Source organism: Acidovorax sp. AC410 (assembly GCF_979253235.1).
Window position 1 is genome coordinate 1878103 of record NZ_CEEDCG010000001.1, and the last position, 15548, is coordinate 1893650.

Here is a 15548-nt window from a genome sequence, read left to right on the forward strand (position 1 = left end):
TGCACTCATCCTCCACGACGGACAGGCACCCCCGGAATCGACACGGATTCCGAAAAATCAGGGTTTGTACCTAGAAAATTTCGATCCCCCAATGAAAACAGCCCATGCCGGGCACGGCATGGCTGTTTGCCAAGGAAGGCGCAGCGGTCAGCGCCTGGCCGCGGGGTTCTGCGCCATATAGGCCAAGGTGGCGCTGGTGAGCGCGCGCACGCCGATGCGCAAGGCCTTCTCGTCGATCACGAATTCGGACGAGTGGTTGGGTGCGCCCGACTTGTCGCCAAACGGCGAGGCATACAGGTTCCAGAACACCACGGGCACGCCGCTGCCGCCGAAGGAGCCGAAGTCCTCCGAGCCCATGGAGGGTGGCACCTCGCGGGCCTTGTCGACGCCGACGGCCGCTGCCGCGAAGGCCGGGGCCAGGGCGGCGGTGATTTTCGGATCGCTGACCACCACCTCGTAGCCGGTGTCGATGGTGACCTCGGCGGTGAGGCCCGCGCTCTCGGCGATCTTCTGGGCCTTGAGGCGGATGCTGTCGTGCGCGACCTTCTGGTTGCGCGCCGACAGCGAGCGCACGGTGCCGCCGATCTCGGCCGTGTCGGGCAGGATGTTCACGCGGTTGCCGCTTTGCAGCAGGCCGACGGTGACCACGGTGGGGCCATCGAGCGGGTCGATCTGCTGGCTGATGATGCCCTGCAGCGCGAGCACGATCTCGGCCGCGGTCAGCGTGGGGTCCTTGGCCGTCCAGGGCGAGGAGCCGTGGCCGCCCTTGCCCTGGAGCTTGATGTTGAAGACATCGCCGCTGGCCATGAAGCTGCCGGCGCGGTAGGCCAGGGTGTTGCCCGGCGCACGCGCGCTGATGTGCTGGCCCATCACGACGTCGACCTTGGGGTTGTCGAGCACCTTGGCCTCCATCATGGCCTTGGCACCGCTGGGCACGGGGCCCGGGCCCAGTTCCTCGGCCGGCTGGAACAAAAAGACCACGGTGCCCGCGAGTTCGCTGCGCACGGCGGACAGGGCCTGCGCCGCGCCCAGCAGCATGGCCACATGCGTGTCGTGCCCGCAGGCGTGCGAGACCGGCGTCTCGTTGCCGCGCCACTGGGCGCGCGCGGTGGACTTGAAGGGCAGGTCGTTGCGCTCCTGCACGGGCAGGGCGTCCATGTCGGCACGCAGGGCCACCACGGGGCCCGGCTTGCCACCGCGCAGCACGGCCTTGATGCCGGTCTTGGCGATGCCGGTCTGGATTTCGATGCCCGGCATCTTGGCCAATGCCGCCGCCACGTAGGCAGCGGTCTGGACCTCTTCGTAGGACAGCTCGGGGTGCTGGTGGATATGGCGGCGCCAGGCGATGACCTGGGGCTCGGCCGCATCGGACAGGGCGAGCACGCGCTGGGCCAGGGGCGATGCCGCCGTCTGGGCGTGGGCGGACAGGGCCAGGCTGGCGAGCAGCGCGGCCAGCGGCAGAAGCCGGTGTTTCATGGAAAGGACCTTCGGGTTGGACAACGACGGGCAACTCTAGTACCAAGCCCATGCCGCGAACAGTCACAATTTCGTTGTTGTGAAAACCAGAATGCATCACCCTGCGCACCAGAGGCTTCCATGAAACCGCACCAGCTCAAGGCCTTTCTCGCCGTGGTGGAGCTGCACAGCATCCGCCAGGCGGCGAATGCGCTGCACATCACCCAGCCGGCGATCTCGCGCGCGATCCGCGAGCTGGAGGAGCACCTGGCGGTGCCGCTGTTCGTGCGCAGTGCCCACGGTGTCACCCCGACCGAATACGGCCTGGCCTTCGAGCGCCGCGCGCGCCTGCTGGAGCAGGAGGCCGAGCGCGCACGCGACGAGCTGCGCCAGATGCGCGATGGCCAGCTCGGTTGTGTGCGCGTGGCGGTGTCGTCCGTGCCGGCGATGGCGCTGCTGCCGCAGGCGCTGGCGCTGTTCCGCGCCGAGCTGCCGGCCACCGCGCTGGAGTTCAGCGAAGGCCTGGCGCCCCTGGTGCTGCCCGCGCTGCGCGAGGGCCTGCTGGACCTGGCCCTGGTACAGCACCGCGTGGAGCGCACCGGCCCCGAGTTCGATTGCGAAGAGCTGCTGTCCACGCCGCTGGCCATCTGCGCACGGGTGGGCCACCCGCGCGCCCGGGCGCGCAGCCTGGCCGCACTGCAGCACGAGGAATGGGTGGGCTGGGACCGGGCCATGGTCGAAGACCTGTTCGCCGGCAGCGGCGTGCCCGCGCCCGAGCGCATCGTGGTCAGCCGCTCGATGGAGATCACGCGCGCGCTGGTGGGCCGGGGCGACCTGATCAGCGTGTTCGCGCGCCCGGCGCTGGACCGGGAGCTGGCGCGCCACGGCATCCGCGCCATCCCCGTGCAGACCCGCCTGCCCGCGCTGACCATCAGCGCCATCACCCGCAAGGGTGCCCTGCCGACCCCGGCGGCGCAGAAGTTCATGGAGGCGGTGCGCAGGGCGGCTGCGGCCCTCAGAACCTGAACTCGGTACACCAGTCCACTGACAGATTGATACACACGCGCACGCGCCAGGCACACGGCTGTCGGTGCAAAGCGTGACAAATGCCCGGCTTTTCCCCGACGCGGGGGATCGCTGGCCGGGAGGTCCATCGCCCGCCCTTACGATCCAGCGCGGAGGAACCGGAAACCATGAACAAGAACACCACTGCTGCCGCACCCTGGATTGCCAGCGTCCCGCTGTCACCCGACGGCGAGACCTTCGCCCTGCTCATCATGCACCCGGGCCGGGCCATCGCCCCGCCCGGGGGATTGCGCGCCATCATGCGCTTCAACGCCGATGGCAACGGCGGCCACATCGCCGCCGCGATGGCGGGCGACGGCCGATGGGGCTACATCGACGCCGAGGGCCACTGGCGCGTGCAACCCACCCTGGAAAACGCCCGCGACTTCTCGGAAGATGGCATGGCGCGCTTCTGCCAGAACGGGCGCTGGGGCTTCGTGAACCTGGCGGGGGAAATGGTGATCGCGCCGGCCTTTGAAGACGCCCGGCCGTTTCGCCGCGGGCTGTGCGCGGTGCTGGTGGGCGAGAATGCCTGGCGCATCATCGACCGGGAAGGAAAATTCACCTGCGAGGAGAGTTTTCGCGAACTCAGCCCATTCGGCGCGGGCGGCCTGTCGCGGGCGGCGCACAAGATCAAGGGAACGAACCAGCTCGGCCACGGCTTTGTCGATGGCAAGGGCCAGTGGGTGATCGAGCCTCGGTACAAGCGTGCACTGCCTTTTGGTGAGCAGCCCGCCACCGCCGCATCGCTGGACGGGGAAACCTATGGCCTGATCGATGCGCGCGGGCGGTGGGTGCTGGAGCCGCGCTACCCGAGCATCCAGGCGTTCAACCAGGCAGGGCTGGCCTACTTCGACGAACCCAACTCCTGGGACAACGGCCATGGCTACCTGGACGCCCAGGGCCGGGTCGTGATCAAGGGTGAGAGGCACCTGTCCAAGCACATGGTCGCGGGCATGGTGTGCAGCGACTACAACGGCGCCGGATTCTTGCGCGCGGATGGCAAGGCCCTGGAGACACCACCGCTGGTGTATGGCAGCCATTTCCGCTCGGAGGGCCGCTTTGCGGTGGTGCGAACGTCCGGATCCCGTGCCCCAAAGGGTGGCGCAGAGCAACCCGCCGCCTGGGGCCTGCTGCACCCCGATGGCCGCGTGGTCACCCTGGCAGAGCCCCTGCTCGAGCCCCTGACCAACGGCGATGGTTGGCTGGTGGAGGAGATGAACGATACCCCGCTGGTGCCGTTTCTCACCCGCGATGGAGAGATCGCCTACCTCGACAAGGGCGGTGCCGCCGTCTGGCGCGCCCAGTACGACGGCCAGCACGCCACGCTGCTCGATGCCCAGGGCCTGGCGCTGTGGCGCAGCGAGGCGCAGGACGGCAACTGCCGCCCGCCGCATCCCTTCTTCCTGCCGCCCATCACCGACCACCTTGAGGGCATCGATACCCTGGACGGCATCCTTCCCCTGGTCGAAACCCTGCTGGCCGATGGCGAGGCCCGGCTGCACCGGCTGGCCGCGGGCGAAACGCTTGAGCGTGAATCCTCTGCCGAGGAAGACGACGACGACGATGAGGACGAGGGAGAAGACGAGGACACCGTGCAGGCGAGCCGCGCGGTGGTGGTGCGGCGTGTGATGCGCACCTACATCAGCGAGGAGCACAACGGGCCCTACGAGTTCCTGTGCTCGGAGCTCAGCGGCGCGGTGAACCAGGCCCGCGAGGCGATGCTGCAGGCACTGGTGGCCCGCTACGGCCCTGCCGACCCGGACCCCGAACATGCAGCGCCCTGGCACGGCAGTGAACGCACGCAGGCCTGGGCGGTGCCGCTGGCGCAGGCCCTGCCCGGCGATACCGGGGCCGTGCACGAATCGCGCGAGCAGTGGCTCACGCTGTACAAGACGTCCGATTCCGGCGATGGCGATGCCTGGTGGGAGCTGTGGCTGATGGTGGCTCCGAGCCTCGACGCCCTGGAGACCGCACAGCGTGCGCGACACAGCCTGGCAGCGCAGCACAGCGATGGCGCCGATGAGGAGAGCGATGCAGAGGGGGACGAGCGTTCGCCCGTGGAGCGCCCCAAGCCCCAGACGCGCGAGGAATGGCTGCAGGCCGTGGCCAGCGACCGCTATGCCATTGCCCATGTGCCCGCACCCTGGCTCGACGATGCGATGGTGGACGCGGCATTGGCCAGCGACGTGGAGGCGCTGGCCTGGGTGCCCGGCCGGTACCAGACGCCGGCGCGGCTGGAGGCCCTGATCCGCCGGGGCGTGGACCAGGCCGCGAGCATACCGCCCGAGTGCATGACCGCCGAGGGCCTGGCGCTGGCGCGCGGGCTCTATGCCGACCGCCACGAATGGGACTGGCGCGACGAGCGCAACAGCCGCATCCCCACCAGCTGGGACCACAACAGCCTGTGCGATGTGTGGGGCTGCCTGCTCACGCCGGAGCTGGCACTCAAGGCCGTGCGCGCCAAGGCCCCCCTGCGCGACCTGGCGCACTGGCTGCGCACCGATGAGGTGGAGAAGGCGGCGCTCAAGGCCGACATCTACAACATCAGCTACATCGACAAAAGCAAGATCACACCGGAGCTGGCCGCACGCGCCGTGCGGCACGACTATGGCACCCTGATCGAGGTCATTCCGCCGGAGATGGTCACGCCCGCGCTGTGCCTGGTGTCGGCGCGTGTCAACGGCCTGTCGCTCGAGAAGATGCCCGAGCCACTGCGCAGCGTGCCGGTGTGCGTGGCCGCGCTCAAGGACCGCTCGGACGTGTTCCCGCACGTGCCCGAGGCCCTGCGCCTGGCCGTCACCACGCAACTGATCGAGGACGATCTGGCCGAGGCGCGCAGGGATGGCGAGCCGCGCGAGGGCAGCCACTGGCACGGCTACCGCGCCTGGGTGAAGCTCTGGGCCGAGGACTACGAGGGCGCCATCGCCGACGCGAAGCTGGGCTTGCCGCAGATGCGCTACGAGCAGCACGCGAACTATGTGCTGGCCAGCGCCTACATGCAGCTCGGGCGTGAAGCGGAGGCAGCGCTGGAGGCATCGACCGTGCTGTCCCTGCAGTCACCGTACAGCGCGCAGTGGAACGACGACGAAGACACCCGTTGGCTGCAGGCGCTGGTGCAGGAGCATGCAGGCGCTGCCGATGACGGCGCGCTGGTGGAGCAACTGTATTTGCACCCGCGCACGCTGGCGAAAATTCCACGCGAGCGCATCACCCATGACATGGTGAACGCAGCCCTGGAGTCCGACGAGGACACCGTGCGCTTCGTGCCACGCCGGCTGATGACGCCGTCGCTCTACGCCTTTGCGCTGCGCCAGAACGTCAAGCAGTTCGAGCAGATACCGCCGGCCATGCTGAGCGAAGAGGCCTGCATCGAACATGTGAAGGACGGCGGCTGGCGCCTGGAATACGTGCCCGAAGCCTGGCGCACGCTCACCGTGTGCGCCCATGCTGTGCGGCGCAGCAGCAGTGCCATCGAGCATGTGCCCGAGGCGCTGCGCACGCAGGTGCCGGATGCCATCAAGCAGCTGCCGCCCGACGAGGACGAAGACGGCTCGGGCAGCGGTTCGTCATCGGCCAGCGACTGGCTGACGCGCAAGCTCGTCGATTCGGTGGTCAGCAGCCAGCAGACCGCCGCGGGCCGGCTGCAGCAAAAGGGCCTCTTCACCGCCTTCATCGTGAAGACCATGCTGGGCGCCAAGTCCGACGACACGCCCACGCTCAAGGGCCTGGCGGGCTGGTTCGAGGTGCGGCCCTTCCTGGCCATGGTGAACAACCTGGTGCTGGGCCTGGCAGCACTGGTCGCCCATGCCTTCGTGTCCGTGGGTGCCTGGCGCGCCGAAGGTCCCTGGGTGGGCCTGGGCACCTTCGCGCTGATGGGCTTTTCGGAGCTCTACTGGGCCTGGCGCTTTGTGTTCTCCACGCCGTTCAGGCCTGGGCTGGGCGTGGCCTGCCTGGTGGTGATGCTCTACGTGTTCGCCTGGCGCTGGATGTACCGGCGCATCGGCCTGGTCTACGCGGCCCAGGCCAAGGAGAAGGGCGAGGACTGAGCACAAGTCCAAGCTGCCATGCTCAGAGGTGCGGCTGAGTCGTCCGCCATTCGTCGAGCACGTGCTGCTTCACACCAGGACCGCCGCGCAAGGGCCGCCGCGCCGCGCTGGCGGTGTCCCCCTTCCCGAATGGCGCAGCCATTCGAGAGAAGGGGCTGAGTGCCGCGGCTCCAAGCCTGCCTGCGCAGGTTTGGACGGCAACGAAGAGCGGCCGCCTCCGGCGGACGCACCGAGGCGCGAAGCGACTCAGGGGGTTGTCCTAGCCTGTCGCGCCGTCGTAGCAGGGGGCGACGGCGCGCACCTCGATGGTGGCCCACTCGGCCGCCGGGCATTCTCGCGCGATGGCCAGGGCCTCTTCGCGCGTGGCGCAGTCCACGAGGAAGAAGCCACCGACCATTTCCTTGGTCTCGGCGAAGGGGCCGTCCACCAGGCGCGGCTGGCCTTCGCGCACCTGCAGGCGCACGCCCTCGGTGTCGTTGGCCAGCGATTCGCCGCCCAGCAGCAGGCCGCGGGCCTGCAGGCCGGCGCCGAAGCGCTGCATGCGCGCATAGACTTCCTGGCCGGCCGCGAGGCCACGCTCGGCGCGCTGGCCTGGGGGTTCCATGATGAGCAGCATGTAGGGCATGGGGTGGTCTCCGGTGTGGTTTGTGAAGATGGGCGCGATTCTAGAAGCGCCGCCGCCGGACTGGATGACAGCGCTTCAGAACACCACACGCCCCGGCGCGCGCAGCGCCTGCGCGAGGTCGGCCGCCAGGCGCGGCATGTCCGTGGGCTTGCAGCCGCCCAGGCTCACGCGCACGGCCGGCGCACTGGCCAGGCGCAGCGGGCCGCCGGCCTGCACGGCCCAGCCGCGCGAGGCCATGGACTGCACGACGGCGGCCTCATCGGCCACGGGCAACCACAGGTGCAGGCCCTCGCCGGGCGCCACGGTGATCTGCTGCGCGGCCAGGGCCTGCACCAGGCCCTGGCGCCGTGCGGCGTACGAGCCGCCGGCCTGCACCAGCGCGCTGCCGTCGCGCATCTGCCGCCACAGGCTGGCCGCCAGGCCTTGCAGGATGCGGCTGACCCAGCGCGGCCCCAGGGCCTGCTGCGCCTGCATGGATTGCAGCAGGGCAGGGCTGCCCGTGGCCAGCGCCACGCGCACATCGGGCCCAAGGAACTTGCTGACCGACACCACATGCAGCCACAGCGGGGGAAGTGATGCAGCCATGGCCAGTGGCGCGGCGGACAGCGGGCCCCAGTGGTCATCGAGCACCACGAGCAGGTGGGGCAGCGCCTGCAGTTGGACGCGCAGCGCCTTCCATCGCGCGGTGCTGAGCGCCGCGCCCGTGGGGTTGTGCGCGCGGGGCGTGAGCACCAGGGCCGTGCAGCCTGCGAGCACCCCGGCATCGGGAATGCACACGCCTTCGCCATCCACGGACAGCGGCACGGGCTTCAGGCGCAGGCTGTGCAGCAGCGCCACCATGGGCGGCCAGCAGGGGTCTTCGACCGCGACGCGCTCGCCCGGGCGCGTGTGCGCACGCAGGGCCCGTTCCACCGCATCGAGCGTGCCGGAGAACACGGCGATCTCTTCGCAAGGCAGGCCCTGGGCCGACAGCCATTGGCGCGCCTCGGCCTGCAATGCGGGCAGGTCGGCCGGGGCGTCGTAGCCCGCAGAGGAGGTCAGTGCCGCCCAGGTTGCTGCGCCGCCCTGCAATTGGGGCAGCAGGGCCGCATCGACATTGCCACTGGCCAGGTCGCGCAGGCCCTGGGGCACGGAATAGGCGTGGGGCATGCGCTCGGGCGGCTCGACCACACGCGTGCCGCGGCGCCCATCGGTCACGACATGGCCGGCATCGCGCAGGCGCGCGTATGCAGCCGCCACGGTGTTGGGGTTGACGCCCAGTTGCTGCGCCGCCACGCGCACCGCAGGCAGGGGATTGCCAGGCGGCAGGGTTCCGTCGCGCATGGCGGCCAGCAGGCTGTCGGCGATGTCCGCAGCGGTTTTTCCGGAGACGTACAATGTACTCATACATTCATTTTAATGTACTAGTACAAAAATGGAAACCACCATGAAGACCGCGCTCGTGCTGCGCCATGTGCCCTTCGAGGACCTGGGCCTGCTGGCCCCTGTGCTGCAACAGCGCGGCTACGCCCTGCACACGCACGACGCGGGCGTGGGCCCGCTGCAGGACTGCCTGCACCCCGCGCCCGACCTGCTGGTGGTGCTGGGCGGGCCCATCGGCGCCTGCGACGAGGCGGCCTACCCGTTCCTCACCGATACGCTGGCGCTGCTGCGCGAGCGGCTGGCACGCCGGCTGCCGGTGCTGGGCATCTGCCTGGGCGCGCAGCTCATGGCCCGCGCGCTGGGTGCCGGCGTGGCACCCATGCGGCGCAAGGAGATCGGCTTTGCGCCGCTGGCCCTCACACCACGCGGCGAACGCTCGGTGCTGGCCCCCCTGGCCCGGGGCACCCCGGTGCTGCACTGGCATGGCGACCAGTTCGAGATACCACCCGGTGCCGAAAACCTGGCCACCACGCCGCTGTGCCCGCACCAGGCCTTTGCCGTGGGCACGCATGCGCTCGCCTTGCAGTTCCACCTGGAGGCGGACCTCTCGCGCATCGAGCAGTGGCTGGTGGGCCATGCCTGCGAGCTGGCCGCGGCTGGCGTGGACCTGCAGGCGCTGCGCAGCGGGGCCCGGGAGCATGGCAGCGCGCTGGCCCGTGCGGCCGAGGCCGTGTTCGGCGCCTGGCTCGACGGCATCGGGGGCGGCCACGCATGAGCCCGGTGCTGCTGGGCCAGGTGGCGGCCGTGCTGCGTGGGGCCGCCGTGCCGTTCGGCGACCGGCCGGACACACGCAGCGCCATTGCCAAGCAGGCCGTCGCGGGCCCGGTGCCTGTGGATGCGGCCGGCCTGCAGGGCGACGAGCAGGGCGACACCCGCATCCACGGCGGGCCCGACAAGGCGGTGCACCAGTACCCGCTGGACCACTACGCGCTGTGGCGCAGCGAGCTCGGTGATCTGCCCGTGCTGGAGCAGCCGGGCGCCTTCGGCGAGAACATCGCCAGCACCGGCATGGCCGAGGCCGACCTGTGCTGGGGCGACCGCGTGCGCATGGGCAGTGTGCTGCTGGAGGTCGCTCAGACGCGCCAGCCGTGCTGGAAGCTCAACACCCGCTTCGGCCAGCGCGACATGGCGCTGCGCCTGCAGCGCACGGGCCGCACCGGCTGGTACTACCGCGTGCTCGCGCCCGGCACCGTGCAGGCGGGCGACGCCATCACGCTGGTGGCGCGCCCGTACCCGGCCTGGCCGCTGGCGCGCGTGATCGAGGTGCTCTACCACCGCGCGCTCGATGCCGCGCTGCTGGTTGAACTGGCGCAATTGCCCTTGCCACCGTCTTGGCAGAAGCTGGTGGCACGCCGGCTGGAGCAGGGCACGGTCGAGGACTGGAGCCGGCGCACCGAAGGGGTCTGATACGGATTTGCATTCGATCGTATAACTAGGCGGGAGCCGCAGACAGTGCTGTAGCACGGCAAGGCGAACCAACGACGTTATACGGTTGAAGGCAAATCCGTATGAAGGCCAAGGGCTGGCAGCGCAGCCACGCCTGTGCTAGGATTTGCCGCTATGCAACGCAGCATGTCCCTACCCACCCTATCGCTAGGCCTAGTGCCTGGCCGGGGTCTGCCTGCGTTCGCCATCACCGTTGCCACTTCGCGCAACACCTGATTTCCCCCTGACCCCGGCCCGCGAACCAGCCTTTGCACACCAGCAAAGGGCTGCAGGGGACGTCATCCGTATTCATTTCGTTTGACCTGCATGCAGGCAGCGCCCAGACCATGGCGCACCGCATGCAACCGTTCGTGGAGCCTCTCATGATTGCCAAGCCCGCCACCAAGTACCAGCCCATCGCCCCCGTTGCGCTCACCGACCGCACCTGGCCCTCACGTTCCATCACCCAGGCGCCGATCTGGTTGTCCACCGACCTGCGCGACGGCAACCAGGCCCTGTTCGAGCCGATGAACGGCGAGCGCAAGATGCGTTTGTTCCAGGAGCTCGTTCGCATCGGCTTCAAGGAGATCGAGGTGGGCTTTCCGGCCGCCTCGCAGACCGATTTCGACTTCGTGCGCCGCCTGATCGACGAAGACCTGATGCCCCAGGACGTGACCCTCATGGTCATGACCCAGTCGCGCGCCGACCTGATCGAGCGCACCGTGGAGGCCGTGCGCGGCGCCCCGCGCGCCATCGTGCACCTGTACAACGCCACGGCACCGGCCTGGCGGCGCATCGTCTTCGGCATGAACGTGACCCAGGTCATGGAGTTCATCGACCAGCATGTCTCGCACTTGAAGCGCCTGACCGATGCCCAGCCCGGGACGCAGTGGACGTTGCAGTACTCGCCCGAGACCTTCAGCGCCACCGAGCTCGACGTCTCGCTGCGCGCCTGCCAGACCGCGATCAAGGCCTGGGGCGTGGGCCCGGACCGGCGCATCATCATCAACCTGCCGACCACGGTGGAGAATGCCACGCCGAACGTGTTCGCCGACCAGATCGAATGGATGCACCGGCGCCTGGCGCCGCGCGAGCACGTGGTGCTCTCGGTGCACCCGCACAACGACCGAGGCACCGGCGTGGCCGCGGCCGAGCTGGCGATGATGGCCGGCGCCGACCGCGTGGAGGGCTGCCTCTTTGGCAACGGCGAGCGCTGCGGCAACGTGGACATCGTGACCCTGGCGCTCAACATGTACACCCAGGGCGTACACCCGGGGCTGGACTTCTCGGACATCACCGCCGTGGCGCGCGTGGCCGAGGAATGCACGGCGCTGCCCGTGCACCCGCGCCACCCCTATGCGGGCGACCTGGTGTTCACTGCGTTTTCGGGCTCGCACCAGGACGCAATCAAGAAGGGATTTGCCGCGCAGGACCCGAACGCCCTGTGGGAAGTGCCCTACCTGCCCATCGACCCGGCCGACCTCGGCCGCACTTACGACAGCGTGATCCGCGTGAACAGCCAGTCGGGCAAGGGCGGCATCGCCTTTCTGCTCGAGCGCGAGCACGGCGTGGTGATGCCACGGCGCATGCAGGTGGAGTTCAGCGCCGTGGTGCAGCGCCAGACCGACGCCAGCGAGGGCGAGATGACCGGCGATGCGCTGTGGAAGCTGTTCCAGTCCACCTACCTGGCCAGCGGCCCCAACGCGGCCATCGTCTGCCATGGCCACAAGCTGGCCGATGACGGCCAGGGCATTGAGCTCGACGTGAGCATCGATGGCGTGCGCCAGTCCCTGCAGGGCGAGGGCAACGGCCCGATCGCCGCAACGGTGGATGCGCTGGGCCTGCCGCTGCGCGTGGACCACTACGAGGAGCGTGCCACGGGCACGGGGGCCAACGCCCAGGCCCTGGCCATCGTGGAAGCGGCGCTCGACGGCGTGGCCGGCTCCACCTTCGGCGCGGGCACCAGCCACAACATCGTGACCGCCTCGGTGCAGGCCATCGTGAGCGTGGCCAACCGGCTGGCCCAGCGCCGCGAGGCGACGCGCACGGCAACGGCAACGGCATAGGAAAGGCAGCACACGGGCCACGGTGGCGCAGCCTTCACAAAAGGCAGGCGCCACGGCGGGGCATTCACCCCCGCCGGCAGGGTACGGTACGCTTGCGATCCATGCGTGTTCTCTCTTGCCTGGCCCTGGTGTCCGCTGCGCTGCTGATCGCAGGCTGCGGCAGCTCCCGGCCCCCCCCGTCGTCGTCCTCCTCGTTCCCGTCCGCCTCGACCCGTACGACGCCCCCGCTGAGCCCGGACCAGGCGCATGGCATCGCCATCCATGCGCTGGGCCTGGTGGGCACGCCCTACCGCTACGGCGGCAATACGCCGGATTCGGGCTTCGATTGCAGTGGACTCATCGGCTATGTCTACCGCAACCAGGTCGGCACGCCGCCGCCGCGCACCGTGGCCGCGCTCAATTCGTGGGGTTACCCGATTGAGGGTGGTGAGCTGCGTGCGGGTGATCTGGTGGTGTTCGGCACCGGGCGCCAGCCCAACCATGCGGGCATCTACGTGGGGGAAGGGCGCTTCGTGCATGCACCTTCGAGCGGCGGCACGGTGCGGCTCGATTACCTGAGCGCCAAGCACTGGGCGGGCCAGAGGCCCGCTTTCCGTCGGCCGTAAGAAACACCCCCTGAGTCGCTTCGCGCCTTCACCCCTCTCTCGCCTCGCCGCGCGAAGCGGGAGGGGGACGCCCCCAGTGCGGCGGGGCGGCCCTTGCACGGGGGCACTGGCCTTGGCCGTGTCTCTTCAAACGCTGCGAAACAAAAAGAAGCGGGATCAACCTGCGAAAGTAGGTCGTCCGACTGCCTGGGCAAAAGCCAGGTGGTTGCCGTCCGGGTCCGTCACCAGGATGGCGCGCACCTTCTTGCTGTTCGAGCGCTGGGCGGTATCCACCCCCATGCGCTCCAGTTGCTCGCCCTGTTCGTCGATGTCGTCCACCGCCAGGGTGACCGAGCAGCGGCCGGCGCGCCTGGGCAGTTGGTAGACCTGCAGCCAGCCGCCCTGCGGCAGGCTCCATTCCGCCAGTTCCGGCATGGGCTGCGAATCGGGGCCGCGTTCGAACAGGGCGCCATACCATTGCACGGCGTCGGGCAGGCTGCTGACGGCCACACTGGCAAGGGCGTTCTGGATGGCCATGGAATCTCCTCTGAACAAGGCGTTGGGACTGGCTCCAGGTATATCTGGGGGTCCGGGCGCAGGCTGTAGGACGACACCGTACTCCAAAGCCGGCCCGCGTCCAAGGCGACAATTGCCACCATGACCCTGCACGTACACACCCCCACGAGCGCCGCGCTGTCCACCCACGACACGACCCGCATCGACGACACCCGCATCAAGGCCGTGCGCCCGCTGATCACGCCGGCCCTGCTGCAGGAATGGCAGCCCGCGCCCGAGGCTGCCCAGACGCTGGTGGAAAGCAGCCGCGCCGCGATCTCGCGTGTGCTGCACGGCCAGGACGACCGGCTCATCGTGGTGGTGGGGCCGTGCTCCATCCACGACCACGGCCAGGCCATGGAATACGCACGGGCGCTCAAGGCGCAGGCCGATGCGCTGGCGGGCGACCTGCTGGTGGTGATGCGCGTGTACTTCGAGAAGCCGCGCACCACCGTGGGCTGGAAGGGTTACATCAACGACCCGCACCTCGATGGCAGCTTTGCCATCAACGAGGGGCTGGAAATGGCGCGCGCCCTGCTGCTGGACGTGCTGGCCCTGGGCCTGCCGGTGGGCACGGAGTTCCTGGACCTCCTGAGCCCGCAGTTCATCAGCGACCTGGTGAGCTGGGGCGCGATCGGCGCGCGCACGACCGAGAGCCAGAGCCACCGCCAGCTGGCCAGCGGCCTGTCGTGCCCGGTGGGCTTCAAGAACGGCACCGATGGCGGCGTGAAGGTGGCCAGCGACGCCATCCAGGCGGCCAGCGCCGCGCATGCCTTCATGGGCATGACCAAGATGGGCCAGGCGGCGATCTTCGAGACGCGCGGCAACAACGACTGCCACGTGATCCTGCGCGGCGGCAAGCAGCCCAACTACAGCGCCGCCGATGTGGACGCCGCCTGCGCCATGCTGCAGTCGGCCGGCCTGCGGCCGCAGGTGATGATCGACGTCTCGCACGCCAACAGCAGCAAGCAACACCAGCGCCAGATCACGGTGGCCGAGGACGTGGCGCGCCAGATCGCCGCAGGCGACGCGCGCATCACCGGCCTGATGGTCGAGAGCCACCTGCAGGAAGGCCGCCAGGACATCGTGCCCGGCCAGGCGCTGGCGCATGGCGTGTCGGTGACGGACGCCTGCATCAGCCTGGCGCAGACCGTGCCCGTGCTGGAAGGCCTGGCCGCTGCGGTGCGCGCCCGCCGCGCACACAAGAAGGGCTGATTCAGGCCCGGGACGGCCGGGCCGCTCTGCCGTCCACATTGTGCGCGGTGGCAAGCAGCGTGGCGCACAAGGTCTCCTCGCCCGAATCCGCCACCGCATAGACGTCCGCCGCGCAGACCGTGAGCGTGCGGCCCGCATGGACCACCCGGCCCTGGGCGCGCAGGCAGCTGCCACGCGCGGGAGCCAGCAGTTTCACGTGGGCATCGACGGTGGAATTGACCCAGCCGGCAGGCAACGTGCTGCCGGCTGCGGCCACGGCTGCAAAGTCGGCGAGTGCGAAGACAGCGGTAGCCTGCAGTTGGCCTGGGCGAAAACACAGGGAATCCTGCACCGGCATCTCCAGGTCCACCCGGCCAGGGGCCACGCGGGTGAAACGCAGGCCCAGGGTCTGCGCAATCGGCATGGCCAGCACATGGGCCTGCAGCAGGCCGGGCGGGTTGTGGGACGGGGTCGTTTCAGCAGCGGTGGTCATGGCTTTTTTCTCCTGGTGGTGGAAGGGGAGGGGGTGCTCGCGGGGCGCCGGCGCACCCGCGGCCAGGGGGCCGGGGCAGGGCCGGCAGCCCTGGAGGCCGGTGGTTTGGGGACGGCCGGGGCCCGGGCCTGCAACCAATCCACATGCGCGAGCACCTGCTGGCGCTGGGCCTGCAGCAGTGCCACCTGGTCCGCAAGCTCCTGCGCGCGCTGGTGCAGGGCCTGCACCATGGCGGCGATGGTGAGCCGGCCACGGCGAAAGTCGGCCAGGTGCTCGGCGATGCGCGGCAGCGCAAAGCCAAGCTGGCGCGACATGGCGATGAAGACCACCTCGCGCTCGGTGCCCTCGGCATAGTCGCGGTAGCCGTTGGCCCGGCGCGCGGGCCGCAACAGCCCCTGGCTTTCATAGTGCCGCAGGGCGTGTACCGAGACCGAGGTGCGGCGGGCGAGTTCGGAAATCTGCATGCCACCAAGGCTAGCAAGCCTCGCGCTGCACGAGGGTTGCGCAGGCGACGCGGCACCCGATTCCAAGGGTTCCTGGCAGGCGCCCACACGGGCGTACCGGTGTAGGATTGTCCTTTTGGAGTTGCAGTGGTCACCATTTGCGTCTAGAAAC

General features: G+C 69.5%; 13 protein-coding genes. 7 read left to right on the forward strand and 6 right to left on the reverse strand.

Annotated elements, in window-relative coordinates:
* Positions 1-147: 147 nt before the first annotated feature.
* Complete coding sequence (locus AC0IZS_RS08700) at positions 148-1476, reverse strand: M20 metallopeptidase family protein (RefSeq protein WP_471635264.1); 1329 nt, start codon at positions 1474-1476, stop codon at positions 148-150.
* A 120-nt stretch (positions 1477-1596) separates the two neighbouring features.
* Here AC0IZS_RS08700 and AC0IZS_RS08705 point away from each other — a divergent pair, with 120 nt between their 5' ends.
* Both AC0IZS_RS08705 and AC0IZS_RS08710 read left to right on the forward strand, forming a co-directional pair.
* Positions 1597-2481 (forward strand): LysR family transcriptional regulator, encoded by an 885-nt coding sequence (locus AC0IZS_RS08705; protein WP_471635265.1) that lies wholly within the window; start codon positions 1597-1599, stop codon positions 2479-2481.
* A gap of 167 nt (positions 2482-2648) precedes the next feature.
* On the forward strand, positions 2649-6569 hold the full coding sequence (locus AC0IZS_RS08710; protein ID WP_471635266.1) for a WG repeat-containing protein: 3921 nt from the start codon (positions 2649-2651) through the stop codon (positions 6567-6569).
* 259 nt (positions 6570-6828) lie between these two features.
* Here the strand turns inward: AC0IZS_RS08710 and AC0IZS_RS08715 are convergent, their stop codons facing one another.
* Entirely contained in the window at positions 6829-7194 is a 366-nt protein-coding gene (locus AC0IZS_RS08715; RefSeq protein WP_471635267.1) for a YciI family protein, read from the reverse strand.
* Between the two features lie 75 nt (positions 7195-7269).
* Entirely contained in the window at positions 7270-8580 is a 1311-nt protein-coding gene (locus tag AC0IZS_RS08720) for an aminotransferase class I/II-fold pyridoxal phosphate-dependent enzyme (protein ID WP_471635268.1), read from the reverse strand.
* 40 nt (positions 8581-8620) lie between these two features.
* On the opposite strand from AC0IZS_RS08720, the gene AC0IZS_RS08725 reads away from it, so the two are divergent.
* The 4 genes from AC0IZS_RS08725 (at position 8621) to AC0IZS_RS08740 (ending at position 12712) form a co-directional block, all read left to right on the forward strand.
* The gene (locus AC0IZS_RS08725) at positions 8621-9331 is read left to right on the forward strand and encodes a glutamine amidotransferase (RefSeq protein WP_471635269.1); all 711 of its coding nucleotides are present in this window, start codon (positions 8621-8623) and stop codon (positions 9329-9331) included.
* Positions 9328-10023: an MOSC domain-containing protein gene (locus AC0IZS_RS08730; RefSeq protein WP_471635270.1), complete on the forward strand. Its 696-nt coding sequence runs from the start codon at positions 9328-9330 to the stop codon at positions 10021-10023. The genes AC0IZS_RS08725 and AC0IZS_RS08730 overlap by 4 nt, the downstream gene beginning before the upstream one ends.
* Before the next feature lie 401 nt (positions 10024-10424).
* Positions 10425-12107, forward strand: a complete 1683-nt coding sequence (leuA, locus tag AC0IZS_RS08735; RefSeq protein WP_471635271.1) for a 2-isopropylmalate synthase — start codon at positions 10425-10427, stop codon at positions 12105-12107.
* A gap of 101 nt (positions 12108-12208) precedes the next feature.
* The gene (locus AC0IZS_RS08740) at positions 12209-12712 is read left to right on the forward strand and encodes a C40 family peptidase (RefSeq protein WP_471635272.1); all 504 of its coding nucleotides are present in this window, start codon (positions 12209-12211) and stop codon (positions 12710-12712) included.
* 156 nt (positions 12713-12868) lie between these two features.
* Here AC0IZS_RS08740 and AC0IZS_RS08745 read toward each other — a convergent pair whose 3' ends face one another.
* Positions 12869-13228, reverse strand: a complete 360-nt coding sequence (locus tag AC0IZS_RS08745; RefSeq protein ID WP_471635273.1) for a VOC family protein — start codon at positions 13226-13228, stop codon at positions 12869-12871.
* A gap of 120 nt (positions 13229-13348) precedes the next feature.
* Between AC0IZS_RS08745 and AC0IZS_RS08750 the strand changes: the two genes are divergently transcribed.
* Positions 13349-14461, forward strand: a complete 1113-nt coding sequence (locus AC0IZS_RS08750; protein ID WP_471635274.1) for a 3-deoxy-7-phosphoheptulonate synthase — start codon at positions 13349-13351, stop codon at positions 14459-14461.
* A 1-nt stretch (position 14462) separates the two neighbouring features.
* Here the strand turns inward: AC0IZS_RS08750 and AC0IZS_RS08755 are convergent, their stop codons facing one another.
* Together AC0IZS_RS08755 and AC0IZS_RS08760 are read right to left on the reverse strand one after the other, a co-directional pair.
* Positions 14463-14933 carry a PaaI family thioesterase gene (locus AC0IZS_RS08755; RefSeq protein ID WP_471635275.1) on the reverse strand — a complete coding sequence of 157 codons (471 nt, stop codon included), beginning with the start codon at positions 14931-14933 and terminating at the stop codon, positions 14463-14465.
* Entirely contained in the window at positions 14930-15397 is a 468-nt protein-coding gene (locus tag AC0IZS_RS08760) for a MerR family DNA-binding transcriptional regulator (RefSeq protein WP_471635276.1), read from the reverse strand. The genes AC0IZS_RS08755 and AC0IZS_RS08760 overlap by 4 nt, the downstream gene beginning before the upstream one ends.
* Positions 15398-15548 lie beyond the last annotated feature (151 nt).

What these genes read in the sequence shown, in the direction of transcription:
- AC0IZS_RS08760 (WP_471635276.1), bottom strand. Translation starts at nt 15,397, where the DNA reads ATGCAGATTTCCGAACTCGCCCGCCGCACCTCGGTCTCGGTACACGCC.
- AC0IZS_RS08705 (WP_471635265.1), top strand. Translation starts at nt 1,597, where the DNA reads ATGAAACCGCACCAGCTCAAGGCCTTTCTCGCCGTGGTGGAGCTGCAC.
- AC0IZS_RS08715 (WP_471635267.1), bottom strand. Translation starts at nt 7,194, where the DNA reads ATGCCCTACATGCTGCTCATCATGGAACCCCCAGGCCAGCGCGCCGAG.
- AC0IZS_RS08720 (WP_471635268.1), bottom strand. Translation starts at nt 8,580, where the DNA reads ATGAGTACATTGTACGTCTCCGGAAAAACCGCTGCGGACATCGCCGAC.
- AC0IZS_RS08725 (WP_471635269.1), top strand. Translation starts at nt 8,621, where the DNA reads ATGAAGACCGCGCTCGTGCTGCGCCATGTGCCCTTCGAGGACCTGGGC.
- AC0IZS_RS08755 (WP_471635275.1), bottom strand. Translation starts at nt 14,933, where the DNA reads ATGACCACCGCTGCTGAAACGACCCCGTCCCACAACCCGCCCGGCCTG.
- AC0IZS_RS08710 (WP_471635266.1), top strand. Translation starts at nt 2,649, where the DNA reads ATGAACAAGAACACCACTGCTGCCGCACCCTGGATTGCCAGCGTCCCG.
- AC0IZS_RS08750 (WP_471635274.1), top strand. Translation starts at nt 13,349, where the DNA reads ATGACCCTGCACGTACACACCCCCACGAGCGCCGCGCTGTCCACCCAC.
- leuA (WP_471635271.1), top strand. Translation starts at nt 10,425, where the DNA reads ATGATTGCCAAGCCCGCCACCAAGTACCAGCCCATCGCCCCCGTTGCG.
- AC0IZS_RS08700 (WP_471635264.1), bottom strand. Translation starts at nt 1,476, where the DNA reads ATGAAACACCGGCTTCTGCCGCTGGCCGCGCTGCTCGCCAGCCTGGCC.
- AC0IZS_RS08730 (WP_471635270.1), top strand. Translation starts at nt 9,328, where the DNA reads ATGAGCCCGGTGCTGCTGGGCCAGGTGGCGGCCGTGCTGCGTGGGGCC.
- AC0IZS_RS08745 (WP_471635273.1), bottom strand. Translation starts at nt 13,228, where the DNA reads ATGGCCATCCAGAACGCCCTTGCCAGTGTGGCCGTCAGCAGCCTGCCC.
- AC0IZS_RS08740 (WP_471635272.1), top strand. Translation starts at nt 12,209, where the DNA reads ATGCGTGTTCTCTCTTGCCTGGCCCTGGTGTCCGCTGCGCTGCTGATC.